This is a genomic window from Cypionkella sp., from assembly GCF_034376685.1.
In the GTDB taxonomy this organism is placed as follows: Bacteria; Pseudomonadota; Alphaproteobacteria; order Rhodobacterales; family Rhodobacteraceae; genus Cypionkella.
Genome location: NZ_JAXMJJ010000072.1, coordinates 104997 through 130535 on the forward strand (window position 1 = coordinate 104997; position 25539 = coordinate 130535).

25 protein-coding genes are annotated in these 25539 nt (G+C 60.9%); 17 read left to right on the top strand and 8 right to left on the bottom strand.

The window, feature by feature from the left end:
• Positions 1–24: 24 nt before the first annotated feature.
• Both U1A24_RS13950 and U1A24_RS13955 read right to left on the bottom strand, forming a co-directional pair.
• Positions 25–1008 carry an ABC transporter substrate-binding protein gene (locus tag U1A24_RS13950; RefSeq protein WP_322322582.1) on the bottom strand — a complete coding sequence of 328 codons (984 nt, stop codon included), beginning with the start codon at positions 1006–1008 and terminating at the stop codon, positions 25–27.
• A gap of 192 nt (positions 1009–1200) precedes the next feature.
• Positions 1201–2103, bottom strand: a complete 903-nt coding sequence (locus U1A24_RS13955) for a sugar-binding transcriptional regulator (protein ID WP_322322583.1) — start codon at positions 2101–2103, stop codon at positions 1201–1203.
• Between the two features lie 186 nt (positions 2104–2289).
• Between U1A24_RS13955 and U1A24_RS13960 the strand changes: the two genes are divergently transcribed.
• Together U1A24_RS13960 and U1A24_RS13965 are read left to right on the top strand one after the other, a co-directional pair.
• Positions 2290–3180, top strand: coding sequence for a tagatose-bisphosphate aldolase (locus tag U1A24_RS13960; protein ID WP_322322584.1), 891 nt, complete (start codon positions 2290–2292; stop codon positions 3178–3180).
• Between the two features lie 2 nt (positions 3181–3182).
• Complete coding sequence (locus U1A24_RS13965) at positions 3183–4583, top strand: ROK family protein (protein WP_322322585.1); 1401 nt, start codon at positions 3183–3185, stop codon at positions 4581–4583.
• A gap of 108 nt (positions 4584–4691) precedes the next feature.
• Here U1A24_RS13965 and U1A24_RS13970 read toward each other — a convergent pair whose 3' ends face one another.
• The gene (locus tag U1A24_RS13970; protein WP_322322586.1) at positions 4692–5708 is read right to left on the bottom strand and encodes a LacI family DNA-binding transcriptional regulator; all 1017 of its coding nucleotides are present in this window, start codon (positions 5706–5708) and stop codon (positions 4692–4694) included.
• Positions 5709–5879: 171 nt separating this feature from the next.
• On the opposite strand from U1A24_RS13970, the gene U1A24_RS13975 reads away from it, so the two are divergent.
• The 13 genes from U1A24_RS13975 to U1A24_RS14035 all read left to right on the top strand — a co-directional run bounded on the left by U1A24_RS13975 (position 5880) and on the right by U1A24_RS14035 (position 17482).
• Positions 5880–7196 carry an ABC transporter substrate-binding protein gene (locus U1A24_RS13975; RefSeq protein WP_322322587.1) on the top strand — a complete coding sequence of 439 codons (1317 nt, stop codon included), beginning with the start codon at positions 5880–5882 and terminating at the stop codon, positions 7194–7196.
• A gap of 96 nt (positions 7197–7292) precedes the next feature.
• Positions 7293–8237, top strand: coding sequence for a sugar ABC transporter permease (locus U1A24_RS13980; RefSeq protein WP_322322588.1), 945 nt, complete (start codon positions 7293–7295; stop codon positions 8235–8237).
• Positions 8234–9172, top strand: a complete 939-nt coding sequence (locus tag U1A24_RS13985; protein WP_322322589.1) for a carbohydrate ABC transporter permease — start codon at positions 8234–8236, stop codon at positions 9170–9172. Before U1A24_RS13980 ends, U1A24_RS13985 begins: the two co-directional genes overlap by 4 nt.
• A complete protein-coding gene (locus U1A24_RS13990; protein ID WP_322322590.1) occupies positions 9169–9357 on the top strand; it encodes a hypothetical protein in 189 nt (62 codons plus the stop codon). Before U1A24_RS13985 ends, U1A24_RS13990 begins: the two co-directional genes overlap by 4 nt.
• 3 nt (positions 9358–9360) lie before the next feature.
• Positions 9361–10455, top strand: coding sequence for an ABC transporter ATP-binding protein (locus tag U1A24_RS13995; RefSeq protein WP_322322591.1), 1095 nt, complete (start codon positions 9361–9363; stop codon positions 10453–10455).
• Complete coding sequence (locus U1A24_RS14000) at positions 10448–11452, top strand: ABC transporter ATP-binding protein (protein ID WP_322322592.1); 1005 nt, start codon at positions 10448–10450, stop codon at positions 11450–11452. The genes U1A24_RS13995 and U1A24_RS14000 overlap by 8 nt, the downstream gene beginning before the upstream one ends.
• 10 nt (positions 11453–11462) lie before the next feature.
• On the top strand, positions 11463–13091 hold the full coding sequence (locus U1A24_RS14005) for a dihydroxyacetone kinase subunit DhaK (protein ID WP_322322593.1): 1629 nt from the start codon (positions 11463–11465) through the stop codon (positions 13089–13091).
• A gap of 80 nt (positions 13092–13171) precedes the next feature.
• On the top strand, positions 13172–13591 hold the full coding sequence (locus U1A24_RS14010) for a c-type cytochrome (protein ID WP_322322594.1): 420 nt from the start codon (positions 13172–13174) through the stop codon (positions 13589–13591).
• A gap of 205 nt (positions 13592–13796) precedes the next feature.
• Positions 13797–15476: a 30S ribosomal protein S1 gene (gene rpsA, locus U1A24_RS14015; protein ID WP_322322595.1), complete on the top strand. Its 1680-nt coding sequence runs from the start codon at positions 13797–13799 to the stop codon at positions 15474–15476.
• 181 nt (positions 15477–15657) lie between these two features.
• The gene (gene ihfB / locus U1A24_RS14020) at positions 15658–15939 is read left to right on the top strand and encodes an integration host factor subunit beta (RefSeq protein WP_054007070.1); all 282 of its coding nucleotides are present in this window, start codon (positions 15658–15660) and stop codon (positions 15937–15939) included.
• Between the two features lie 63 nt (positions 15940–16002).
• Positions 16003–16365 (top strand): LapA family protein, encoded by a 363-nt coding sequence (locus U1A24_RS14025; RefSeq protein ID WP_322322596.1) that lies wholly within the window; start codon positions 16003–16005, stop codon positions 16363–16365.
• Positions 16366–17028 carry a phosphoribosylanthranilate isomerase gene (locus tag U1A24_RS14030; RefSeq protein WP_322322597.1) on the top strand — a complete coding sequence of 221 codons (663 nt, stop codon included), beginning with the start codon at positions 16366–16368 and terminating at the stop codon, positions 17026–17028.
• Positions 17029–17095: 67 nt separating this feature from the next.
• Positions 17096–17482, top strand: a complete 387-nt coding sequence (locus tag U1A24_RS14035) for a VOC family protein (protein WP_322322598.1) — start codon at positions 17096–17098, stop codon at positions 17480–17482.
• 82 nt (positions 17483–17564) lie between these two features.
• Here the strand turns inward: U1A24_RS14035 and U1A24_RS14040 are convergent, their stop codons facing one another.
• From U1A24_RS14040 to U1A24_RS14060, 5 genes are all read right to left on the bottom strand, one after another.
• On the bottom strand, positions 17565–17801 hold the full coding sequence (locus U1A24_RS14040) for an Lrp/AsnC family transcriptional regulator (RefSeq protein ID WP_299473851.1): 237 nt from the start codon (positions 17799–17801) through the stop codon (positions 17565–17567).
• 46 nt (positions 17802–17847) lie between these two features.
• Complete coding sequence (locus U1A24_RS14045) at positions 17848–19386, bottom strand: ATP-dependent DNA helicase (protein ID WP_322322599.1); 1539 nt, start codon at positions 19384–19386, stop codon at positions 17848–17850.
• 240 nt (positions 19387–19626) lie between these two features.
• A complete protein-coding gene (ccrA, locus tag U1A24_RS14050) occupies positions 19627–20919 on the bottom strand; it encodes a crotonyl-CoA carboxylase/reductase (RefSeq protein WP_322322600.1) in 1293 nt (430 codons plus the stop codon).
• 129 nt (positions 20920–21048) lie between these two features.
• Positions 21049–22404, bottom strand: coding sequence for a 1-acyl-sn-glycerol-3-phosphate acyltransferase (locus U1A24_RS14055; protein ID WP_322322601.1), 1356 nt, complete (start codon positions 22402–22404; stop codon positions 21049–21051).
• Between the two features lie 87 nt (positions 22405–22491).
• Entirely contained in the window at positions 22492–22899 is a 408-nt protein-coding gene (locus tag U1A24_RS14060; protein ID WP_322322602.1) for a hypothetical protein, read from the bottom strand.
• A gap of 131 nt (positions 22900–23030) precedes the next feature.
• Here U1A24_RS14060 and U1A24_RS14065 point away from each other — a divergent pair, with 131 nt between their 5' ends.
• Positions 23031–24992: a protein meaA gene (locus tag U1A24_RS14065; protein ID WP_322322603.1), complete on the top strand. Its 1962-nt coding sequence runs from the start codon at positions 23031–23033 to the stop codon at positions 24990–24992.
• 84 nt (positions 24993–25076) lie between these two features.
• Entirely contained in the window at positions 25077–25427 is a 351-nt protein-coding gene (locus tag U1A24_RS14070; protein WP_322322604.1) for a DUF1127 domain-containing protein, read from the top strand.
• Positions 25428–25539: the final 112 nt, after the last annotated feature.

The window sequence follows — 25539 nt, forward strand, 5'->3', positions numbered from 1 at the left end:
GACAGCGCCCTCCCCCAAAATCGCTCACTCAGCGTAGATGTATTTCGCGATTTCCGGGTCCGCGATGTTCGACTTGTCCATGATGGTAAAGCCAGTGCCGATCGAAACCGGGATCGAGTTTCCGGTCAGATGGGCATAGGCCGAAACCACGCCGTAATAGCCGATCTCTGCCGGATGCTGCGCAATCGCCACGTCCACCAAACCGGTGCTGATGTTGTCCACGATGGACCCCGGTGCGTCAAACGCCACAACCTTGATATTGCCGGTCTGGCCCGCTTGTTGCACCCCGGTGCCAGCGCCCAAAGCCGAGAACAGGTTGGCCCCGAACACGCCCTTCAGATCGGCATCGCGGGCGAACACGCCTTGCAACTGCGAGGCGGCCTTGTTGGCATCGTTGTCGTTGAACTGGGTTTCCAGCACGGTGACGTTCGGGAAATTCTCAGCCATTTCAGCCTTGAAGCCCGCTTCGCGCTGGTCGGTGGTGGAAATGCCCGGCTTGACGTTCGACACGAACACCTTGCCCTCGCCGCCAATCGCTGCGGCCAGTGCGCGTGCTGCCATCCGGCCGCCCAACACGTTGTCCGACGCGATATAGGCCAGCGGGAAATCCGCGTCGCCTGCGCCAGTCTGGTAAATCCCGGTGCCGATGAAGGTATCCACGGTGATCACCGCGATGCCCGCGTCATGCGCCTTGCGCAACGGCTCGATCAACTGGGTGGTGTCGGTCGGCGCGATCAGAATCGCATCGGGGCCACGCGCAATCACCGCGTCCAGCACCGGAACCTGCGTCACCGGGTTGAAATCAGGCGCGCCCTGAAACACCAGCTCCACGCCCAAAGCATCCGCCGCCGCCTGCGCGCCCTTTTGCATCGTGATGTAGAACGCATCGGTGGTCAGACCGGGCACCAGCGCGATGGTATATTTCTTCTCTTGTGCGACGGCCGAGGTGGCCATCGAAAATGTCAGCGCCAGTGCCGAAGCCGCGCCCAGAAAACTACGACGTTTCATTTTATTCCTCCCTGAAGACCCGTCCTTGCTGCCTCCTCAAGCCGCAAGGCGGATGGCTGTGTCACCCGTTTTGGGTGCGTCCAGTGCGGCAATAACACGTTGCCGCGCAGGCTTCGTCAAGAGAAATTTTTTGCTGCAAGTATTTTCTTCGACTTGAAGCAGGCCGCTTGGCCACGAATCGCAGCCCCGACCCTACCGCGCCAAAGCATCCAGAACCGCCTCAGCCGTCCGCGTATCGGTCAGCAGGCCCGAGATCAGCCCCGCCCGCGCCGCCCCAATGATCGACGGCACTTTCGCCTCGCCCACCGCCACCCCAATCACCAAAGGCGCGCGGCGCAACTGCGCACAAGACACCGCGATCATCGCGCCCTCGCCACGCCACTGAATGACCTTGCCGTCAGCATCAAAATAATGCCGCACCACATCACCCGCCGCCTCGGCCAGATCCGGGTCGCCCACATCGGTGGCACCTTGCGTCGGTCGATCCAAGCCGTAAGGCAGACCAACCCCCACCACCGCCACGTCAATGCGGTCCCACAGCGCCACCGAGGCCTGCACCGCAGGTTCGGCGAGGAAAAAATCTAACGCTTCGGGGGCGGGCAGATAGGGCGCATGGATGAAATGCGGCACACCCCCGGTGACCTCGGCCGCGCGGCGCGAGAACTCATTGCTCTGGAAATGCTGCGCGTGCTGGCTCATCCCGCCGGTTGAGGGCACCACCGAAACCCCCGGCAAAGACGGCAAACCACCGTCAATAATTGCCGACACCGTGCGCCCCCAGCCGACCATCAGCACAGATCCCTGCCCCAGCCCCTGCGCGCCCACCATCCGCGACAACGGTGCCGCCAGTGCCTGCACACCCGCCGCCACCGGCGCATCCACCGCCACAACCTGCTTCAACCCCAAGCGTTCCGAAAGCAGCCCGCCCAACGCATCCGGCGCGAAAATATCCCGCACCTCGATGCGCACGATTCCCTCGGCCCGTGCCCGTTGCAACAGGCGCGAGATCGTGGCCGTCGACAGCCCCAACTGTTTGGCGATCTGCACTTGGCTCAGATCCCCCTCATAATGCAGCTTGGCGACGGTGTGCAGCATGGCTCGGTTTTCACCGATGACGGCTCCGCTGGAAATTGACAGGTTGCAATTCCTTTCTGCAAGGTGTTACACGTTTCGCAGATCAAGCTTATCCCGCAATATCCGCGTTCAGGCAACTGGCATCTTCGCCGCAGCCCGCCCGCGCCACATATCTGGAGATTTCCGATGGCTGCCCCGATGTCTAGCATGACAACCGCCGAACGCCGCGGCTACCAACAAATCTGTGGCGACGATGGCGCGATGATGGTGATCGCCTGCGATCAACGCGGCGGCATGCGTACCCTGCTGGCAAAAACCGCCGAGGAACAGGCGGCGATTTCCAACGCCACCTTGGGCGAAACCAAGATGGACATCACCGCCTACCTCGCCCGCCAGGCCGGCTGCGTGCTGGTCGATCCGCTCTGTGCTGTGCCTGCGATGGTTGACGATGGCGCGATCCACCGCTCCACCGGCTTGCTGATCGGCCTTGATGCTTCGGGCTTTGATCTGACGCCTGAAGGCTACCGGATTTCCAACATGGTCGAAGGCATCAACGCCCGCCGGGTGCGCGAATTTGGCGGCACCGGTGCCAAGATCATGATCTACCTGCGCTCGGATACCCCTGCGGCGAACACCGCCAACATGGAAACCCTGCGCGCCTCCATCGCCGATTTCGCCGCCGAAGACCTGCTGCTGGTGGTCGAATTCCTGACCTATGCCCTGCCCGGCGAGCAGCCCGAGGCTTACGCCGCCAAGATCCCCGAACTGATCGAAGGCGGATCAAAGCTTTGCCTTGATGCGGGCTCGAAAGTGCTGAAAATCCCCTATCCGGGCACGCCTGAGGCCTGCGCCAACATCACCAAGATGTGCGGCAGCGTGCCGTGGGCGGTGCTGTCAGCAGGCGTCGATCACGCCACCTTCCTCGGCCAAGTGGAAATCTCAATGGCGAACGGAGCCTCTGGCGTCATCGCGGGCCGCTCTTTGTGGAAAGACTGCATCTCGCTGGACCGCGCCGTCACCAAGACCCGGTTGGAAACCATCGCCGTCCCCCGCCTGCGCGAAATTCAGGCGGTGATCTCCAAGCATTTCAAAGGCTAAGCATGACTATGGGCACCGCCATTGGCATCGACATTGGCGGCACCCGCCTGCGCGCCGCGCGCATCACGGGCGGCGTGATTGAAGCCCGCGCCAGCGCCGAAAGCGCCCGCAACCCCGCCACAGTCACCGCCCGCGTGTTGGACCTCGTCGCCAAAGTCCGCACCGCAGCCGTCACCGCCATCGGCATCGGCGTCCCCGGCCAAGTCCACACCACCACACGGCAAGTGCTGTCCGGCGGCTATGTCGACCTTTCAGGTTTCGACTTCGCCGCCGCCATCGAAGCCGCCACCGCCCTGCCCGTCACGCTGGAAAACGACGCCACTATGGCCCTGCTGGGTGAGGCAGCTTACGGAGCCGCGAAAGGCAAGCACAACGTCGTCATGCTGACCATCGGCACCGGCATTGGCGGTGCGATTCTCGACCAAGGCCAAATCCTGCGCGGACGGGGTGCTGCTGGCCAACTCGGCCATATCGGCATCGACCCCCAAGGCCGCCCCTGCGTCTGCGGCAAGATCGGCTGTGTGGAAACCACCTCCTCCGGCACCGCCTTTGGCGTGCATCTGGCCGAGGCGGGCTTGCCGCCCGACACACGCGCCGAAGACTTGCTCAAACGCTCCGACCCCAACGCCCGCGCCGTGATCCACGCTTGGGCCGCACCCCTGCGCGCCGCCATCGACAGCCTCATCGCCACCCTCAACCCCGATTACGTGCTGATCGGTGGCGGTGCCGGAGCCGCCGCTCACGCCGCCCTCGCCCAATTCCCGGCAGCCCCATCATGGTTCAAAGCCCCCGTCCTCGCCGCAAGTTTAGGCGACGATGCAGGCGTCATCGGTGCCGCAACGACAGCCCTGAAAAACCAACCAACCAAACGCGCGGTCTTCGTCAACGGCGTCCCGGCCTCGGGCAAATCCGGCGTCGCCCGCGCGCTGTCAGACGCGACAGGCTGGCCGATCCTGGCACTCGACACCATCAAGAACCCGTTCCTGACCATCCTGCCGCCCGGTGATCGGCTGTTCAACCGCACCCTTGGCCGCGCCTCATACGCCGCGATCTTCGATCTGATCGCCGATGCCCCCGACAATACCACCGTGATCATCGACGCATGGTTCGGCTTCCAACCGATTGAAACGCTGGAAGACCATATCCACCGCGCTCGCCTTGCCGGCCTGACCGATATTGCCGAAATCTGGTGCCACGCCCCGCCCGAAACCGTCGGCGCGCGCTACGCCGCCCGCCTGGGCCAGCGCCCCGCAGGCCATCCCGGCGCGGAATATGTCCCCGAACTGATCACGCTGGCGCAGAACGCCAAACCCACCGGCCTCGCCCCGCGCATGGATGTTGACACCACAAAAGCCATCAGCGCGCAGGCGCTCACCGAATGGCTCGGCATGATCTGGCGCTAAGACCAAGCGCACGACCGGTCAAATGTTTAACAAATCCTTAAAATGAACAAATCAATACACTGATAAATATCAATAAAAAATGGTCCCGAGTTGGGACCACCCAAGCCCCTATAAATTCTCCTTAATAAAAATCTCGATCCTGATCTTTTCCTGCGAGGCCAAAATCTCGCGCCGGTCACACCTTGCCCGCAATATCCGCATGGCCGATCGCACCAGATGCCCCGGATCCTGAGTGATCAACGCATCAATCCGCCCCGACATCAGCGCAGCCTCGGTGAACGGCGTCCGTTCATGCGCGATGATGGTGGCGCGGTCGGGCTGGGCGGTGACAATCTCCAACGGCACCCGCGCTTCCGGCCCCAGCACATAAACCCCGGCAATCCCGGCATGGCTGGCAAAACTGGCGCGAATGATCCGCGCAGACCGCTCGGGGTCGCCATAGGTTTCCAGCGAGGGCAGCACCGTCAGATGTGGATAATCGGCGTGGATCACCTCATCAAAACCCAAACGCCGTTCCAGACTATCGCGGGCGTGCATGGTTTCGGCCACCACCAGAACCTTGCCGGGGGATAGCGGCGTAAACCGCCCCATCAACCGCCCCGCCGTCGCCCCCGCAGCCCGGTTGTCGATGCCGACGAAATCTTCCGGCGCAGAGCTGATCTGGCCCGAGATGAAACTGACCGTGGCAATTCCGCGCTCGGCCAACCGCGCCATCGCATCGCGCACCTGTGGAAACTCGGGGGCCATGATCGCCACGCCATCGACTTGGTCAGCATCCAGCCCGCCCAGCAGGTTGGCAATCTGATGCGGATCGCTGTCATGGATGTGGCGCACCTCGGCCCGCATCATCTCGGCGGCAAAGGCCAGATTGGCCTCTTCGATTCGCGCCAGAACCCCGGCCAGAAACTGATCGCCGCCGCGCGGCAGCAGAAACAAAAACCGATAATCCTTGCCGCGCGCAAGGTTCGCCGCAACCATGTTGCGGATAAACCCCAGCTTTTCAATGGCTTGATTGACCTTCTTCACGGTGGCTTCCCGCACGCCAGAGCGGTCATTCAGCACACGATCCACCGTGGCAAGGCTTACCCCCGCCGCAATCGCCAGATCCTTGGTCGTCGGTCGCATCTGATGTTCCACCCTGCCTTACAGCTGTTTTCTCTGAAATCTCCGCAGCTTGCAAGCTTTTTGAGGCACGCACCTCAAAAATCGCTTGCCATGAGGCACGCACCTCATTTAGCCTTTCCTCAGCAAAGAGTCGTGGCGAGGAGGCCGTGGCCTGCAACCGGGAGGAATAAAATGAACGCGAAGCTGCTGCTTTCCACGGCGTCCGTCGCCGTAATGGCGATGAGTGCCGCCAAAGCCGAAGATCTGACCCTGTGCTGGGCCGCATGGGACCCCGCCAACGCCCTGATCGAGCTCTCCAAGGAATATGAGGCGCAATCCGGCAACACCATGCACTTTGAATTCGTGCCGTGGACCAGCTTTGCCGACCGCATGCTGAATGAGCTGAATTCCGGCGGCAAACTCTGCGATCTGATGATCGGCGACAGCCAGTGGATCGGTGGCGCTGCCGAAAACGGCCAATATATCAAGCTGAACGATTTCTTCGATGCCAACGGCATCAAGATGAATGATTTCATCCCCGCCACCGTCACAGGCTATGCCGAATGGCCGAAAGGCACGCAAAACTACTGGGCCCTGCCCGCTTTCGGTGACGTGGTCGGCTGGACCTACCGCAAGGATTGGTTCGCGCGTCCTGAACTGCAAGCCGAATTCAAAGAGAAATATGGCCACGACCTCGCCCCGCCCGCGACTTTTGACGAGTTGAAACAAATCGCCGAATTCTTCCAGAACCGCGAGATTGACGGCAAGACCGTTTACGGTGCCTCGATCTACACCGAGCGCGGCTCGGAAGGCATCACCATGGGCGTGATGGATGTGCTGTATTCCTTCGGCTTCAAATACGACAACCCGGAAAAACCCTATGATATGGAAGGCTTTGTGAACTCGGAAAACGCCGTCAAAGGGCTGGAGTTCTACAAATCCCTCTACGATTGCTGCGTCCCGCCCGGCTCGTCCAACGGCTATATGGGCGAGGGTGTCGATGCCTATAAGTCCGGCCAAGTCGCGTTGCAGATGAACTTTGCCTTCACATGGCCCGGCTTTAACACTGATGCCAACGTAGGCGGCGACAAGACCGGATATTTCGCCAATCCGGCAGGCCCGAACGGCGATAAATTCGCCCAACTTGGTGGTCAGGGCATCTCTGTGGTCGCCGCTTCCGACAAGCAGGACGCTGCCCTCACCTATATCAAATGGTTCGCCCAGCCCGAGGTTCAGGCGAAATGGTGGAAACTCGGCGGCTATTCTGCCCTGCGCGCTGTGGTCGAAGATCCCGGTTTCGCCACTAGCCAACCCTATGCGCAGACCTTCCTGGATAGCATGGCAATCGTGAAGGATTTCTGGGCCGAACCCAGTTACGCCACCCTGATGCAATCGTCTCAGAAGTGGTTCCACGACTATGTGGTGGCAGGCAATGGCACCGCGAAAGAGGCGCTTGACGGTCTGGTTGCCGATTGGCACGCGACCTTCGAGGAAGAAGGCAAATACTAAGCCAAACCTGCCGAAAGGCGGGTCCGCGCGAGGCTCTTGAGGGCCAACAGAGCCTCGCGCATGATGCTTAAAGCGGTCCTCAGGAAAGCCAATCCCATGCCCGATCCCTTCCAGCGCGTCGCAGCCGCCACGCCGCAGAAACTTGCACACCAAATTCGCGGCTTGTCAGACCGCACCATCGCCTGGCTGTTCGTCGCCCCCACCATTTTCCTCCTGCTCGCCGTCAACATCTTCCCGTTGATCTGGACCATTCGCCTGTCCCTCACCAACTTCCGCACCAACCGCCCGAACAACGCGGTGGAATGGGTCGGGATCGAGAATTACCGCAAGATCCTCACCAACCCCGACACCTGGGCGTCCTTGCAAGCCACCGCCCATTTCCTCGTCTGGACCATCACGCTGCAAGTGTTGATCGGCTTCACCCTCGCTTATCTGATCAATAAAAAGTTCCGCAGCAATGATCTGTGGACAACGCTGATCGTGCTGCCGATGATGCTGTCCCCAGCCGTGGTCGGCAATTTCTGGACCTTCCTGTATCAACCTCAAATCGGATTGTTCAACTATTTCATTGCCTTCCTGACCGGAGCCGACCCAGCCAGCTTTTCGATGATCGGCGAAGTCGCCCTCGCCCCTTGGGCCATCGTCATCGTCGACACCTGGATGTGGACCCCCTTCGTCATGCTGATCTGCCTCGCTGGTCTCCGTTCGATCCCGCCAAGCATCTACGAAGCCGCCGAGTGCGACCGCGCCTCCAAATGGCGACAATTTTGGACCATCACCTTGCCGATGGCGCTGCCCTTCCTGATGCTCGCCGTGCTGTTCCGCGGCATCGAAAACTTCAAAATGTTCGACCTCGTCGTGCAACTGACCGGCGGCGGGCCGGGGGCGACCACACAACTGACCTCCATCGACCTAAAGCGCGAAGCCTTCGAGAAATGGCGCACCGGCTACGCCAGCGCCTATGCCGTGATCCTGTTTGTCACCGTCTTTGGCCTCGCCTCGATCTACGTCAAAGCCCTGAACAAGGTGAAAGACAGATGAGCTATTCCATCACAGATCCCTCATCCCGCCAAAAATGGATCGCCGGTGGCTTAGTCATAGCCTATGCCATCCTCACCCTGCTGCCCCTTGCATGGATCATCGCCACCGGCTTCAAAACCCCCGCCGACGCCATCGCCTACCCGCCAAAGGTCTTGTTCACGCCGTCCCTCGAAGGTTACGTCAACCTCTTTACCAGCCGCTCCCGCGTCACCCCCGAAGACCTCGCCGCCCTCGGCGCACCCACCACATGGTACGACGCCATCGTGCGCCAATACGACATGGTGATCACTGGCGCATCCCGCTACGGCGAGCGGTTCCTGAACTCGGTGATCATCGGGTTCGGCTCCACCTTCCTGTCAGTTTTCCTTGGTACCATAGCAGCTTACGCCTTCTCACGTTTCAAAGTGCCGCTAAAAGATGATCTGTTGTTCTTCATCCTCTCCACCCGGATGATGCCCCCCATCGCCGTCGCCATCCCGATTTTCCTGATGTATCGCCAGCTTGGCCTTAGCGACACCCACCTCGGCATGATCCTGCTTTACACCGCCGTTAACCTGTCACTCTCAGTCTGGCTGCTGAAAGGTTTCATCGACGAAATCCCCATCGAATACGAAGAAGCCGCCCTGATCGACGGCTACACCCGCTTCCAAGCCTTCTACAAAGTTGTGCTGCCGCAAGCCGCCACCGGCATCGCCTCCACCGCAATCTTCTGCCTGATCTTCGCCTGGAACGAATACGCCTTCGCGGTCCTGCTCACCTCCGGCACCGCCCAAACCGCCCCGCCCTTCATCCCCACCATCATCGGCGCTGGCGGCAAAGACTGGCCCGCCGTCGCCGCAGGGGCCACGCTGTTCCTGCTGCCGATCATGGTCTTCACCATCCTGCTGCGCAAACACCTGTTGCGCGGCATCACCTTCGGGGCGGTACGCAAATGAAAAACTTTCTTAACGGCCTTTTGCGCCTGCGCCGTGGTCCATGGGAGATGCTCGCCACCATCCTGATCGCGCTTGGCGTGTTCATGCTGATGCAGCCCTTCGCCTTGATCTTGTTCACCTATTCTTTCGTGGTGACGCTTATCGGCACGGTGATGTTCATCATCACCAGCCATTTCCCGGAGTAGTCGATGGCCCAGATCGTCATCAAAAGCCTGCGCAAAGAATTCGGCGCGTTCACGGCGGTGCAGTCGTCCAGTTTCACCATCGAGGATGGCGAGTTTTTCATGCTGCTCGGCCCGTCCGGTTGCGGCAAAACCACCACCCTGCGGATGATCGCGGGCCTCGAATTGCCGACCGCAGGTGAGATTTTCATCGACGGCGCGGAGGTTTCCCAAAAGCCCGCCAGCCAGCGCGACATTGCCTTCGTGTTCCAGATGTTCGCGCTCTATCCGCATATGAACGTTCGAAAAAACATCTCCTACCCGCTGGTCAGCCAAGGCATGAAGCGCGACCAAGTCCGCGCCAAGGTCAACGAAGTCGCCGAAATCCTCGGCATTACCTCGATCCTTGAAAAGCCCGTCGGCGGCCTCTCAGGCGGCGACCGCCAGCGCGTCGCTTTGGGTCGCGCCATCGTCCGCGACCCCGCCTGTTTCCTGATGGACGAACCCTTGGGCGCGCTCGATGCCGAATTCCGCGAACATATGGCCTTGGAACTCCGCGCCCTGCACGACCGCATGCGTGCGACCACCGTCTACGTCACCCATGACCAACTTGAAGCCATGCAGATGGGCGACAAAATCGTCGTGATGAACCACGGCGTTGTCGAACAATTCGGCCGCCCGCAGGAAATCTACGACTGGCCCGCCACCACCTTCGTCGCCCGCTTCATCGGATCGCCCGCGATGAATCTCCTGAACTTCGACGGCATGGTCGGCAATGGCAGCACCTCCGTCACCCTCACCGACGCCCCGATAAAAATCCCGCCGATGATCAGCGGAGCCAACGGCACCCTGACCCTTGGCGTGCGCCCCGAACACATCCGGCTTGACGATGCGGCCCCCCTGAAAGCCCGCATCCACGCCGCCGAGTACTTAGGCACCACCCAGATCATCACGCTGGATACCCCGCACGGCCCGGTCAAGGCCCGCATCGCGTCCGACCAACCCGCCACCATCGGTGACACCACCGGGCTGGCCTTTGACTCCCGCTCCATCACTTTGTTCGATGACACAGGCCATGCGCTGATCTCTAAGGCAAATCAAAAGGTTATGACCCATGGCTGAAGTAACCTTAACCAACGTCAGCAAAGCCTTTGGTGCTCAAACCGCCCTTTCGGACGTCAGCATGACCATCCCCGACGGCGCTTTCGTGGTGCTTCTCGGCCCCACCGGAGCAGGCAAAACCACCACCCTTCGCCTCGTCTCCGGCCTCGACACCCCCAGCTCTGGCGATATCCATATCGGCGGCCAGACCACAAAAGGCCTCACCCCCGCCCAGCGCAATGTCGCGATGGTGTTCCAGCAATACTCGCTTTACCCGCATCTGACCGTGCGCGAAAACATGGAATTCCCGCTGAAATCGCCGCTTTTGCGCACCCCGCGCGCCGAGATCACCCGTAAAGTCGCCGAAGTCGCCGAGATCCTGCAAATCTCCCACAAACTCGACAACAAGGCGACGGCCCTGTCGGGTGGCGAGATGCAGCGTGTGTCCATCGGGCGCGCCTTGGTGCGCAACCCCGCTGTCTATCTGATGGACGAACCTCTCAGCAGCCTCGACGCCAAACTCCGCGCCGATCTGCGGGTCGAGTTGAAAAATATCCAAGCCAACCTTGGCGCGACCTTCCTCTATGTCACCCACGACCAGATCGAGGCGATGACGATGGCCACCCATGTCGGCGTGCTCGACCACGGCAAACTCGTGCAATTCGGCACCCCGCGCGAGATTTACGAACAGCCCGTCAGCATCTACGCCGCAGGTCGCCTCGGTCAGCCGCATATTAACATCCTGCCCGCCGATCTGTTCGGCCCCGCGCCCAAAAATGCCACCCATATCGGCCTGCGCCCCGAACACATCCGGCAAGGCGAAGGCCAGGATGCGCTCGTCAAACGCATCGAACATCTGGGCGATCAAACCCGCCTGCATCTCACGTTCAAAAACCACGACCTGACCACCGTGACCGAGGCCCACACCCCCCTGCGCAGCGGCGATATCCTGAAAATCCAGCCGCAGCGCCCGTTCTATTTCGACGCCACCGGCGCACGCATTGACACCCGCATATAAGGACATCGCGATGACCCAATTCATGAACAAACGCGAAAACATCGTGACCGAGGCGATTGATGGCCTGCTGATGGCTTCGGGCGGGCGGCTAATCAGGCTGGATGGCTACCCCCACATCCGCGTCGTGCTGCGCGCCGATTGGGACAAATCCCGCGTCGCCCTCGTCTCGGGTGGCGGTTCCGGCCATGAGCCTGCCCACGCCGGTTTCGTCGGCCCCGGCATGCTGACCGCTGCCGTCTGCGGCGACGTCTTCGCCAGCCCCTCCGTCGATGCCGTCCTCGCAGGCATCCTCGCCGTCACCGGCCCCGCAGGTTGCCTGTTGATCGTGAAAAACTACACCGGAGATCGCCTCAACTTCGGCCTCGCCGCCGAGCGCGCCCGCGCCTTTGGCCTGAAAGTCAGCATGGTGATCGTCGATGATGACATCGCCCTGCCCAATCTGCCGCAATCGCGCGGCCTTGCCGGAACCTTGTTCGTGCACAAGATCGCAGGCCATGTCGCCGAACAGGGCCAAGACCTTGCCGCCGTCACCGAAGCCGCCGAACGGGTGATCGCCGGGGCAAAATCCATCGGCATGTCACTGGATACCTGCACCGTTCCCGGTTCGCACAAGGAAAACCGCATCGCCCCCGGAATGGCCGAGCTTGGCCTTGGCATCCACGGCGAACCGGGCGTGGAACAGGTCGATTTCAACAGCGCCGCCCATGCGATGGCCGCAATGATCGAAAAGCTGGCCGCTGCTGAACATGACGGCCCCTATGTTGCCCTTCTAAACAACCTTGGCGGTGCATCGGTGCTGGAAATGTCTGTGCTGACCTATGAACTCCTCCGCTCGCCCCTCGGGGCCAAAATCAAATACATCATCGGCCCCGCCGCCATGATGACCTCATTGGATATGCGCGGCGTCTCTATCTCACTTCTCCCGCTTACCCCCCAAATCGAAACCGCGCTGACCGCCCCTGTCCCCCTTTCGGCTTGGCCCGGCTGCCACCCGAATACCGCCATAAAAACCAAAGCCCTGCCCGATGGCCTCACCCCCATTCGCCCGATCCCATCCCACCACAAACCCACTAAAGATTTCTTAATCAAATGCTGTCAGATCATGATTTCCTTGGAATCTGACCTCAACGCGCTGGATGCCAAATCCGGCGACGGCGACACCGGATCCACCCTTGCAGGTGCGGCCCACGCCCTGATCGACGCCGTCGATCAGCTGCCACTGTCGGACCATACCCAGCTTTATCGTGCCATCGGCTTGGAACTCAGCCAGACGATGGGCGGCTCTTCCGGCGTGCTGCTGGCGATCTTCTTCGCCGCTGCAGGTGATGCCGCCTCAAGCGGCCTGACCATGCGCGACGCCCTGCGCGCGGGGCTGGAGCGGATGCAGGAAATCGGCGGTGCAAAACCCGGCGACCGCACCATGATCGACGCGCTGCAACCCGCCCTCGAAGCGCTGGAGGCAGGTCTGCCCGCCGCCGCGAAAGCCGCACGCGCTGGGGCCGACCACACCGCGACCATGCTGACCGCCAAGGCAGGCCGCGCCGCTTACGTCAGTGCAGGCAATCTTGGCGGCCATATCGACCCCGGTGCCGAGGCGGTGGCGCGACTGTTTGAAGCACTCTGCGACGAATTGATGTGAATCAAGGCCCGACACGCTATGTTCTGGCAAACGGGCGCGCAGAAGCTGCACCCGTCTGCCAGCCCTTGTAGGAGTCCGCCGTGAAATCCCTGTCGCAAATTGCCACGCTGTCCGCCATCCTGACCGCTTTTGCCCTGCCCGTTCTGGCCGCAGGCGATGCCGAAAAAGGCGAGGACCTGTTCAAACGCTGCAAAGCCTGCCACTCGATCATCTCCCCCGATGGTGCCAAGATTCAAATGGGCGGCAAAACCGGCCCGAACCTGTTCGGCGTCATTGGCCGCCAGATCGGCAGCGTGCCGGATTTCAAATATGGCTCCGGCCTGACCGAGCTGAACGCCAAGGGCATGATCTGGGATGAGGCGCTGCTCGCCGCCTATATCGCCAACCCGACGCCTTGGGTGAAAGAGCAAAGTGGCGACCCCGCCGCCAGCGCCAAAATGGCCTTCAAGATGGCCAGCGGTGCCGAAGATATGGCGGCATATCTCGCCACCACGAAGTAACCCATAGTTTTCTGCGCCAAATCCGGCGGATTCAAGCGGCGAATGCCCGCCTGAACCGCCGCAGCGCTTGCAGAATCTCTGCGCGCGCCCTAAAGACGCGCACGGACAGGGTCGGGCACACGCCACGGCCCTATGCTTATTTATTGCAAGACCGGCGGAGCCAACCGCATGGCCAGTGACATATCGAAAAAAGGACCCAAACTCTATGAACTCTAAAGCTATGGACGAATTTGAAGCGCTCTTGAAAGAAAGCTTCGAAATTGACACCCCCGAAGAAGGTACGGTTGTCAAAGGCAAGGTCATCGCGATCGAAGCGGGCCAGGCCATCATCGACGTCGGCTACAAGATGGAAGGCCGCATCGATCTGAAAGAATTCGCGAACCCCGGTGAGCAGCCCAACATCAGCGTTGGCGACACTGTGGAAGTCTACCTCGACCGCGTGGAAAATGCCCGCGGTGAAGCCCAGATCTCGCGCGAGAAAGCCCGCCGCGAAGAAGCCTGGGATCGTCTGGAAAAAGCCTACGCTTCCGAAACCCGCGTCGATGGCGCGATCTTCGGTCGTGTCAAAGGTGGCTTCACGGTGGATCTGGGCGGCGCTGTCGCCTTCCTGCCGGGCAGCCAAGTTGACGTCCGCCCTGTGCGCGATGCCGGCCCGCTGATGGGTATGAAACAGCCGTTCCAGATCCTGAAAATGGATCGTCGCCGTGGCAACATCGTGGTGTCGCGTCGCGCCATCCTCGAAGAGTCGCGTGCCGAGCAGCGCGCTGAAGTCATCGGCAACCTGACTGAAGGCCAAACTGTTGACGGCGTTGTGAAAAACATCACCGAATACGGCGCGTTCGTCGATCTGGGCGGCGTTGACGGCCTGTTGCACGTCACCGACATGGCTTGGCGTCGCGTCAACCACCCGTCGGAAATCCTGGCGATTGGTGAGACCGTCAAGGTCCAGGTCATCAAGATCAACAAAGAAACCCACCGCATCAGCCTCGGCATGAAGCAACTGCAATCCGATCCGTGGGATGCTGTTGAGAAAATGTATGCCATCGGCACCGTGCACAAAGGCCGGGTCACCAACATCACCGATTACGGCGCCTTTGTGGAACTGGAAGCCGGTGTTGAAGGCCTCGTCCACGTCTCGGAAATGTCCTGGACCAAGAAAAACGTTCACCCCGGCAAAATCGTTTCGACCAGCCAGGAAGTGGAAGTCATGGTTCTGGAAATCGACAGCACCAAACGCCGCGTTTCTCTGGGCCTCAAGCAGACCCAGCGCAACCCGTGGGAAGTGTTTGCCGAAACCCATCCGATCGGCACCAACATCGAAGGCGAAGTCAAGAACATCACCGAATTCGGTCTGTTCGTTGGCCTCGACAACGACATCGACGGCATGGTTCACCTGTCCGACCTGTCGTGGGACCAGCGCGGCGAAGACGCGATTGCGAACTACCGCAAGGGCGACACCGTCACCGCTTCGGTCACCGAAGTTGACGTCGAGAAAGAGCGTATCTCGCTCTCGATCAAAGCCTTGGGCGAAGACACCTTCACCGATGCGGTTGATGGCGTGAAACGTGGCGGTATCATCACCGTCGTGGTGACCGCGATCGAAGAGGGCGGCGTTGAGGTTGAATACAACGGCGCCAAGTCGTTCATTCGTCGCTCCGACCTGTCGCGTGACCGTGCCGATCAGCGCCCCGAGCGTTTCTCGGTCGGTGACAAGATCGACGTCCGCGTCACCAACATTGATCCGAAGACCCGTCGCATGGGTCTGTCGATCAAAGCGCGTGAGATCGCTGAAGAAAAAGAAGCCGTCGAACAGTATGGCTCTTCCGATTCGGGCGCGTCCTTGGGCGACATCCTTGGCGCCGCTCTGAAGGGCGACAAGAACTGATCTTTCCGTTAGCGGATAACAAAAGGGGCCCCGCAGCGATGCGGGGCCCTTTGCTTTGGCACCCTTAGCTTGCAATTTTGTTTGTGCCGTGAAAAATTATGCCTATAGTCCAATGCGTAACAGGTTGGCACGGCCGAGAATCCCGTCAAAGGGGCGCGGCACCACTAGGGGGATATCGCGGATGATCCGGTCTGAACTGATCCAAAAAATCGCGGATGAAAATCCGCACCTGACGCAGCGCCATGTTGAACGCATCGTCAACACGGTGTTTGAAGAAATCATCGAGGCCCTCGCCAAAGGCGACCGGGTCGAGCTGCGCGGCTTCGGCGCGTTCTCGGTGAAGGCCCGCGATGCGCGTGTCGGGCGCAACCCGCGCACCGGTGAGGCCGTCAGCGTTGAAGACAAGAAAGTTCCGTTCTTCAAAACCGGCAAACTGCTGCGCGATCGGCTCAACGCCAAATAAGCCGCATTGCGCCCCGGCACTTCTGCCCCGATAGTGGGGCAGCACCTGCGAAAAGGCGGTCCAATGCTTCGTTACCTGCGTTATTTGACTTTGGCGGCCGTGGGGCTGGTCCTGCTGATCGTGGCTTTGGCCAACCGCACGCCGGTTCTGCTCAAAGCCATGCCCGATGACTTTGCCGCCTTCCTTGGCCTGACATGGCAGATGGAACTGCCGGTGTTCGTGGTGCTGTTTGGCGGCATCGTGATCGGCGTACTAGTGGGTTTCCTCTGGGAATGGGCGCGCGAGCATAAGCATCGCGTCGTAGCCTCCACGAAAACCCGCGAAGTCTCCAAGCTGGAGCGTGAACTCGCCACCATGCGCGACGCCACCTCGGTGCCGCAACAAGATGAGATCATCGCCCTGCTCGACCGCCCCAAGGCCAGGTAAATGCCCGATATTCGTGTCAAAATCTGCGGCCTGCGCAGTCTGGAGGACGTGGCCACCGTGGCCGCGACCAAAGCCGCCTATGCGGGCTTTGTGTTTTTCCCGAAATCGCCCCGCCATCTGAGCATCCCGCAAGCCCGCACCCTGACCCTCGCCGCCCCCATAGGGCTGGCGAAAGTCGCCCTTGTGGTCGATGCCGACGACAGCCTGCTTGATGCCATAACCGAGGCGATGCCCTTGGATATGCTGCAACTCCACGGCCATGAGACCCCTGAACGCGTCGCCGAGATTCGCACCCGCTACGGCCTGCCGGTGATGAAAGCGATTGGCGTTGCCGACGAAGGCGATCTCGCCGCCCTGCTGGAATATTCCCTCGTCGCCGATCAAATTCTGGTCGATGCCAAACCGCCGAAAAACTCCGCCCTCCCCGGCGGCAATGGCCTGTCGTTTGACTGGAGGCTGGTCGCGCAACGCCGCTGGCTGAAGCCGTGGATGCTGGCAGGCGGCCTAACCCCACAAAACGTCGCCGAGGCGATCCGGCTGACCAACGCGCGGCAAGTCGATGTCTCCTCCGGCGTCGAATCCAGCTTGGGCGTCAAAGACCCCAGCAAGATCACCACTTTCGTCGAAGCCGCCACCCAAGACGGCCCGCCAATCCTGCGCTGACGCCGCCGCCAAACCGCGCGCAAAAGCATTTGCTCTTTCTGAAATACTCCCGCCGGAGGCTTCCGACATGCCCGCCTACATCACGCTCGGCGCAAACGACCCCGCGCAATCCCACGCCTTCTACGATGCCGTGCTGAAAACCATCGGCTGGGCCGCCCACGGCGACTTCCCCGGCGGCTGGAAATGCTATTCCGAGGCAGGCTTGGGGGAAGGCTTCAAATTCTGGATCTGCCCGCCGTTCAACAATGAGCCCGCCAGCCCCGGCAACGGCCAAATGCTCTGCCTGCCCGCACACAACCGCGCCGAGGTCGATGCCTTCCACGCCGCCGCAATGGCCTTAGGGGCCAAAGACGAAGGCACCCCCGGCATTCGCGAGATCTACAGCCCAACATGGTATGCCGCCTATATGCGCGACCCCAGCGGCAACAAACTCGCGGTGATGTTTGAAGGTTAACGAAAGATCAACAGGGCCATACTAAGCCATTGATTCATATGAATCCGTAGCCCTGTCCACACGCGGACAAACCTGCCCGCGCTCAAAACGCCTTGAAGGTCATCGTGGTCAAAGTCCGCACGATCCCCGGAATATCAAACAGCTTTTCCGACAGATAATGCCCGACATCTGCATCGTCAGGGATGTAGATTTTCGCGATCAGATCATATTCTCCGCTCGTCGAATACAATTCCGAAACCACCTCGCGATCATAAATCGCGGTGGCGACCTCATAGGTCTTGCCGGGGGTGCAGCGAAATTGAACGAACACGCAGATCATCGAAACCTCATCCTTTTCCCCACCCTAGCCCAAGCCTCGCCAGAGTCTAGTCATCGCCCTGCGCAGTCAAAGTCAGCGGCACCGAAGCAGGCTTCAAATCGTCCACCGTCAACCCCTCCAACGGCCGCGCCAGCCGGTTCCGCACCACCCACATCAAGCGATGCTGCGCCCGCGTGATCGCGACATAAGCCAGCCGTTTCCACAGCGGCACCCCCGCCTCTGACCGCCCCGCCGCCGCCGCCGCATACAAATCCGGCGCGAACACCTGCACGGTTTCCCATTGCGAGCCTTGCGCCTTATGGATCGTCACCGCCGCCCCATGCAGGAAAGCCGCCCCCATCGTGGCGGCGCTGGCGATAAACGGCTCATCCTCATCCGGGCGCTCAATCTTGATGATCGACGCCGCCGACACCTGCGGATCCTCCGCCCCCACCACATGAATCTTTGCAAACCCCGCACGATTGCCCGGCCCCAAATAGATCACCTGCGCGCCCTTGATCAGCCCGCGCGCCTCCAGATCAATCCGCTTCTTGCGATGCTTGAGCGGCAGCTCAATGCCATCACAAATCAACGGCTCCCCCGGCAGCAACTGATCATCCGGCGCGCCATGCGCCGCCCGAAACGCCGTGATCAACCGGATTCGCGTCGCATTGCGCCAGACCAGAACCGGGCTGCGCGCCATCAGATCGGCATCGACCCGCTCGGCCCAGACCACGCGGCTGTCCTTCTTCGAGGCAGCCTCGACCATCCGTTCGAACTCATCAAACCCAAGGTTCGGATCGCCCAAAGCATGCGCCAGATCCAGGATCGGATTGTCCTGCGCCTGCCGATGGATGCGGCTGAGAACCAGCTTGCGGCCCTCACCCAGACGGTCAAACACCATCTCGCCCGACAGCCCCACCGGGGCCAACTGCGCCGGATCACCAAACAGCACCAAGGTTGAGAAAATCTCACGCAGATCGCTCAGCGCGCGTTCATCCAGCATCGAGGATTCGTCGACAAAGCCAATATCCAGCGGCTCTTCGCGCCGCTTCCCGCCCTTGATGTAATCCGACCCCCGCAACCCCGCCGCAGCCAAAGCGCCGGGGATCGAGGCGACATTCTGGTAAAACGCATGCGCGCGGTCGAGCGCCAGTTCGGTCAGTCCTTCGACCACCGGGCGCGGGCCTTGCCCGGTCAGCCATTCAGCGATCTTTTCATATTGCGGGTCATAAACCGGAGTATAGAGAATCCGGTGGATCGTGGTCGCCGGAACCCCACGCATCCGCAGCACCGAAGCCGCCTTGTTGGTCGGCGCCAGAATCGCCAAGCTGCGGCGTTCCTTGCGCTTTTTCGGCTCGTAATCGCCCGAGACCAGATCAACACCCGCCGCGACCAAAGCTTTATAAAGGCTGGCAAGCAGCATGGTCTTGCCCGACCCGGCCTTCCCCACCACCGCCAGAACCGATGATTTATTCTCTGGCCGAGGCTCTAACCCGCCATTGTCCAGATCAATGCCCATGCCAAACAATTCCGCCGAAACGCGGTCAAAGGCTTCGGCCTGATCGTCGGAAAAGGTCAGCTTCACGGGGGCAAGTTCGGTCATTTGGCGACCATAAGCGAGGTTGGCTGCAAGGGCCAGACCTGAACCCAAATGCCGTTTCGCGGGGCATCGAGCCCCTTGCAACGGCGCTGCCGGGGCCGAGTTTTGCAAGGCTGCGATGCGGGAGATCGCGAGGGGGGCCAGCCCCCCAGCTTACGCTCCCCCCGGAGTATTTGAGCCAATGTGAAATTGGGTGAGGTTCACATTGGCCCAAGTATCTTCCGAGGCGAGAGGGCGGTACTCTTACCGGTTCAAACTGGCGTCGAGTGTATCCTCAAAGGTCCGCAACCCGGTGCGGGTGGCTTGCACCAGCACGGCCATGTTGCCGGGTTTGTGCTTGTTGGTGCGCATCAACATATGCGCCGCCGGGATTTCCGCCCAAGGGAAGACCTCTGACATGCAGGGGTCAAGCCGACGCTCGATCATCAGCTTGTTCGCCGCGGCCGCCTGTTTCAGATGCGCAAAATGGCTGCCTTGCAGACGCTTTTGGTGCATCCACATATAGCGCACGTCGAAGGTGCAGTTGAAGCCAGAGGTGCCGGCGCAGATCACCACCATGCCACCCTTTTTGCACACCAGCGAGCTTACCGGAAAGGTCGCCTCGCCCGGATGTTCAAACACCATATCGACGCTGACGCCCTTGCCGGTGATGTCCCAGATCGCTTTGCCAAACTTGCGGGCTTCTTTCAGCCAGTCGTTGTATTCCGGCGTGTTCACCGTCGGCAGTTGGCCCCAGCACTTGAAATCCTTGCGATTGATCACGCCCTTGGCGCCCAACCCCATGACAAACTCACGCTTGTCTTCCTCCGAGATCACGCCAATCGCATTGGCGCCCGCCGTGTTGATCAGCTGGATCGCATACGAGCCAAGCCCGCCCGAAGCGCCCCAGACCAGCACATTCTGCCCCGGCTTCAGATCATGCGGTTCATGCCCGAACAGCATCCGGTAGGCGGTGGCAAGGGTCAGGGTATAACAGGCGGATTCTTCCCATGTCAGGTGCTTCGGGCGCGGCATCAGCTGCTGCGCCTGCACGCGGGTGAACTGCGCGAAAGACCCGTCCGGCGTCTCATAGCCCCAGATCCGCTGGCTGGGAGAGAACATCGGATCGCCGCCGTTGCATTCTTCATCGTCGCCATCGTCCTGGTTGCAATGCACCACGACCTCGTCGCCGACCTTCCAGCGTTTCACCTTGTCACCCACCGCCCAGACGATGCCCGAGGCATCCGAACCCGCGATATGAAACGGCTGTTTGTGGCCATCAAACGGGCTGATTGGCACGCCCAAAGCCGCCCAGACGCCGTTGTAATTGACCCCCGCCGCCATCACCAGCACCAGCACTTCGTTGCTGTCGAGCTTCCAGGTATCGACCACTTCGACCTGCATCGCGGTATCGGGTTCGCCATGCCGGGCTTGGCGGATCGACCACGCATACATTTTCGCCGGAACATGGCCCAAGGGCGGCATTTCGCCAATCTCATAGAGATCCTTCACCGGAGCCTCATAGGGGGTGATTGCCGTGCTGATATCCAACGCCATGCTTGCCTCCAACAAATGCCGCGCCGCAGAATCGGGACGGGTTGCGGTAGTGATAGCGGGCGATGGCGCAACTTTGCAATAGTCTTGATGCATATTTTGTAATTTTATGTCCGCCGCGTTGCGGCAATTCTACAGCGGCGGGGCCAGCCGTTGCGCCACTGGGGCGGCATAAAACCCGATCAGCGCGGCGGAGCCTTGGGTGATCTGAAGGTTTTCCGAGATCAAACCGCGAGACAGCAGCGGGGCCAACCCTTCCTCCAACGTCGCCTCAATGCCTTGCGGTGGCAGCTTCATCACCGCCCCCAGCGCGCCAAGCCGGTCTTGCAAGCGCACCATCGCTTCGGCCAAAGCGGCGCGGTCTGGCGGATTTTCCAGCAAGGCAGCCGCCACCAAAGGCACCGGCAGCACCGGCACCACTTTGACGATTTCAGCCATCAGATATGCGCCCAACTCCTCGGTCGGGGTGTCGGGCGCATCGGCCAGAAAGCCGCGCAGCGATACCGGCGGACCAAAGCCAGCCGCAGCAGTGCCAAAGCCCTTGAAGCGGCCGCGGAATTTCCGCCACAGATTGCGCAGCAAAAACCCGATAATCGCCAAAGGCTTGCCGCGAAACCGCCGGGTGCCAGCCTCGGCGGCATTGGTCAAAATCCCATCTTCCAGCACCCGGTCATAGGCCAGACCCACCGGCACGAACACCACATCGCGCCCGCCGGGCTCGTAGGCCGAAACGATGTAGGACAAAAGCCCCATCTTCGCCGCCCCCACCCGGCCATCCAAAGACAGCCCGCCCTCGGGAAAAATCGCCTGCGTCGTGCCCTCTGACGTCGCCATCTGCACATAACGCGCCAGCACCCGCCGATAGAGCGTGTTGCGGCTGCCGCGCCTTATGAAATACGCCCCCATTGTGCGGATCAGCGCACTCAGCGGCCAGATCCGCGCCCATTCCCCCACCGCATAAGAAATCGCCGAGCGGTTCGCCACCAGCCAGGTGATCAGCACATAATCCATGTTAGAGCGATGATTCATCACGAAAATCACCGTGGCCTTCGGATCGATATGCGCCAAAGCCGCATCCACCTTGCCAATCCGCACCCGATACGCCAGCCGTGACAGCCAGCGCGCCAGCCGGATCGCCACGCCAAAATACAGCGTCGCAGAAAACCCCGGCACGATCTCGCGGGCATAGCGGCGGGCTTCCTCGAACGCCACCGAACCCGGCACCCCGGTTTCCGCCGCGTGATCCGTCACCGCCTCTAACACACGGGGGTCATAGGACAATCGCACGATCATGTCCTGACGCCGTGCCAGCTTGAAGAATTCAATCGGGCGATCCAAGCGGCGGTTCAGCCGCGCCAGCGCCTTCTCGGCGCGTTTGCGGAAAAACCAGCGCACCGAGGGGAACAGGAAATGCGAGGCAAAGGTGATCGCCGCAAAAGCAAGGATCAGCAACAGCAGCCAAAATGGCACGGCGACGGGGTCTGTCATGCCACAATACTGGCAGCCCGCCGCCGTCTTGAAAAGCACCGTCTTTCAAAGTCGAATTTGTCTCAAATGCTCTCAGACCGCATAAATTCACTCGGTGTAATAGTAATCCCCGGTCTGGCAGACATTGACGCGGGCCTTTTGCAGCACGGTGCCGTCCGAGAACGCCGCCTTGAAATCAAACTCACAATAGCCATAGGCGTTGTCGAAATGCAGCTTCATCGAGCCGCCGTTTGCCAAAGTCGAAGACCCCATCACATCGCGGCCCCAACGCGAGGCCCCCGAGTTGGTCGATTGGAACTTCACCAAGGTCAGCCCGGTGTTGTTGTGAATCCGCACCGTCCGGTCATAGGCGGCGGCTTGCAGGGTGGTGGCAGTCAAGGCAAGGGCAGCAAGGCTCAGGCGCAGGGTGATGTTCATGGTATCCTCATCTGGTGGGTTGGCCGGGATGGCATGGCCCGAGGATTGCCGGAACCGTGCCGCGTTTTCCAATGACAAGGGCTGTCATGTTTGGGCCCTGCAAAAATACCCAGACTTTCGCCGCAACGCAGCGAATTGACACTTGCGTGAAATTGCGCTTAGTGCTGCACTGACGCAAGAATATTGCCGATGCGATTCAGGAGGCCGAGATGGCGCGCAAAGAAACCCCGTGGTTGTTCCGCACCTATGCCGGGCATTCCACCGCCGCCGCCTCGAACGCGCTTTATCGCAGCAATTTGGCGAAAGGGCAGACCGGGCTGTCGGTGGCCTTCGATCTGCCAACCCAAACCGGCTACGATTCCGATCACGAATTGGCGCGCGGCGAGGTCGGCAAGGTTGGCGTTCCGGTCAACCATCTGGGCGACATGCGGGCGTTGTTCAAGGATATCCCCTTGGAACAAATGAATACGTCGATGACGATCAACGCCACAGCGCCTTGGCTGCTGGCGCTTTACATCGCGGTGGCCGAGGAACAGGGCGCCGATGTGACCGCCCTGCAAGGCACCGTGCAGAACGACATCATCAAAGAATACCTCTCACGCGGCACCTATATCGCGCCGCCTGCGCCCTCGCTGCGGATGATCACCGATGTCGCGGCCTACACCCAAAAGCACCTACCCAAATGGAACCCGATGAACGTCTGTTCCTACCATTTGCAGGAAGCCGGGGCGACGCCAGAACAAGAACTCGCCTTCGCCCTCGCCACCGCCTGCGCCGTGCTGGATGATCTGAAAGGTAAAGTTTCGGCAGCTGATTTCCCGAATATGGTCGGCAGAATATCGTTTTTTGTCAACGCCGGCATCCGCTTCGTGACCGAGCTGTGCAAAATGCGCGCCTTCGTTGACCTCTGGGATGAGATTTGCCTGACCCGTTACGGCATCACCGAGGCCAAATATCGCCGCTTCCGCTACGGCGTTCAGGTCAACTCTCTGGGCCTGACCGAGCAACAGCCGGAAAACAACGTCTACCGCATCCTGATCGAAATGCTGGCCGTCACCCTGTCGAAAAACGCCCGCGCCCGCGCCGTGCAACTGCCCGCCTGGAACGAGGCTTTGGGCCTGCCCCGCCCTTGGGATCAGCAATGGTCTTTGCGGATGCAGCAAATCCTCGCCTATGAGACGGATCTGCTGGAATATGATGACCTGTTCGACGGCAACCCGGCGATTGACCGCAAGGTCACGGCTTTGAAAGACGGCGCGCGGGCGGAACTGGCGCAAATCGACGCGATGGGCGGCGCTGTCGCCGCGATCGACTATATGAAGGGCCGCTTGGTCGAGGCCAATGCCGAGCGCATCGCCAAGATTGAATCGAAAGAAACCACCGTGGTCGGCGTCAACCGTTGGATTGAAACCACGCCCAGCCCGCTGACCGCTGGCGATGGCTCGATCATGGTCTCCGACCCGAAAGCCGAGGCCGATCAGATCGAACGGCTGACCGCATGGCGCGCAACCCGTGACGAGGCCGCGGTGCAAGCCGCCCTCACCGCCCTGCGCACTGCCGCAGCCTCCGGCGCAAACATCATGCCAGCGTCGGTCGCCGCCGCCAAAGCTGGGGCCACTACCGGCGAATGGGGCCTGATGGTCCGCACGGCCTTCGGCGAATACCGCGCGCCCACCGGTGTCTCCCGCAACCCCTCCAACCGCACAGAAGGGCTGGAGCCGATCCGTGAAGCCGTGCAGATCCTGTCTGCGAAACTCGGTCGCCCGCTGAAATTTCTGGTGGGGAAACCGGGACTTGACGGCCACTCCAACGGTGCCGAGCAAATCGCCGCCCGCGCCCGTGATTGCGGCATGGACATCCACTACGAGGGCATCCGCCTGACCCCCGCCGAAATCGTCAGCGCCGCCGTTGATCAAAACGCCCATGTCATCGGCCTGTCGATCCTGTCCGGCAGCCACATTCCGCTGATCCGCGATACGCTGGCAAAAATGCGCGAGGCCGGGTTGTCGGACATTCCTTTGGTCGTGGGCGGCATCATCCCGGAAGACGACGCAAGCGCCTTACGCGCCATGGGCGTCGCCGCCGTCTACACGCCGAAAGACTTCGAATTGAACCGGATCATGCTGGATATCGTCGGTCTGGTCGATAAAACCACGCTGGCGGCGGAATAAACCAGCCGCCTGCGCACAATTTGCGCCAGATCAAATCCTGCGCGCCCGTTCCGTGCCATGCCTCCTGCAACACAGGAGGCCCCCATGTTTGACCGGATCAAAGCACTAATGCACCGCTGGCAAGATATGAAAGAGATCGCGCATCTCAGCCAACGCGAGTTGGATGATCTGGGCATGACCCGCGAACAGGTCGAGGCCTTCGCGCGGATGCCGCAGGATGTGCCCGACCGCGTGATCGCAATGGCGCAGATTTTCGGGCTGACCGAAGCGCAGGTCCGCGCCGATCACCACCGCTATCACGACTTGCTGTATACCTGTGGTCAGTGCAAAGATCGCAAGAATTGCAGCAAAACGCTGGAACGCGGCGCACTCGCCAAACCCTCGGATGCCGAGTTTTGTCTGAACAAAGCCAGCTTCGCGGCAGGTTTAGCCTAAGCCTTCCCCTGCCCCGCAAAACGTCATAGCTTCGCCGAAAACGGAGAATGCGATGACCTTCCATATCGGTGCCAAACCCGGCGAAATTGCTGAAACCGTGCTGCTGCCGGGC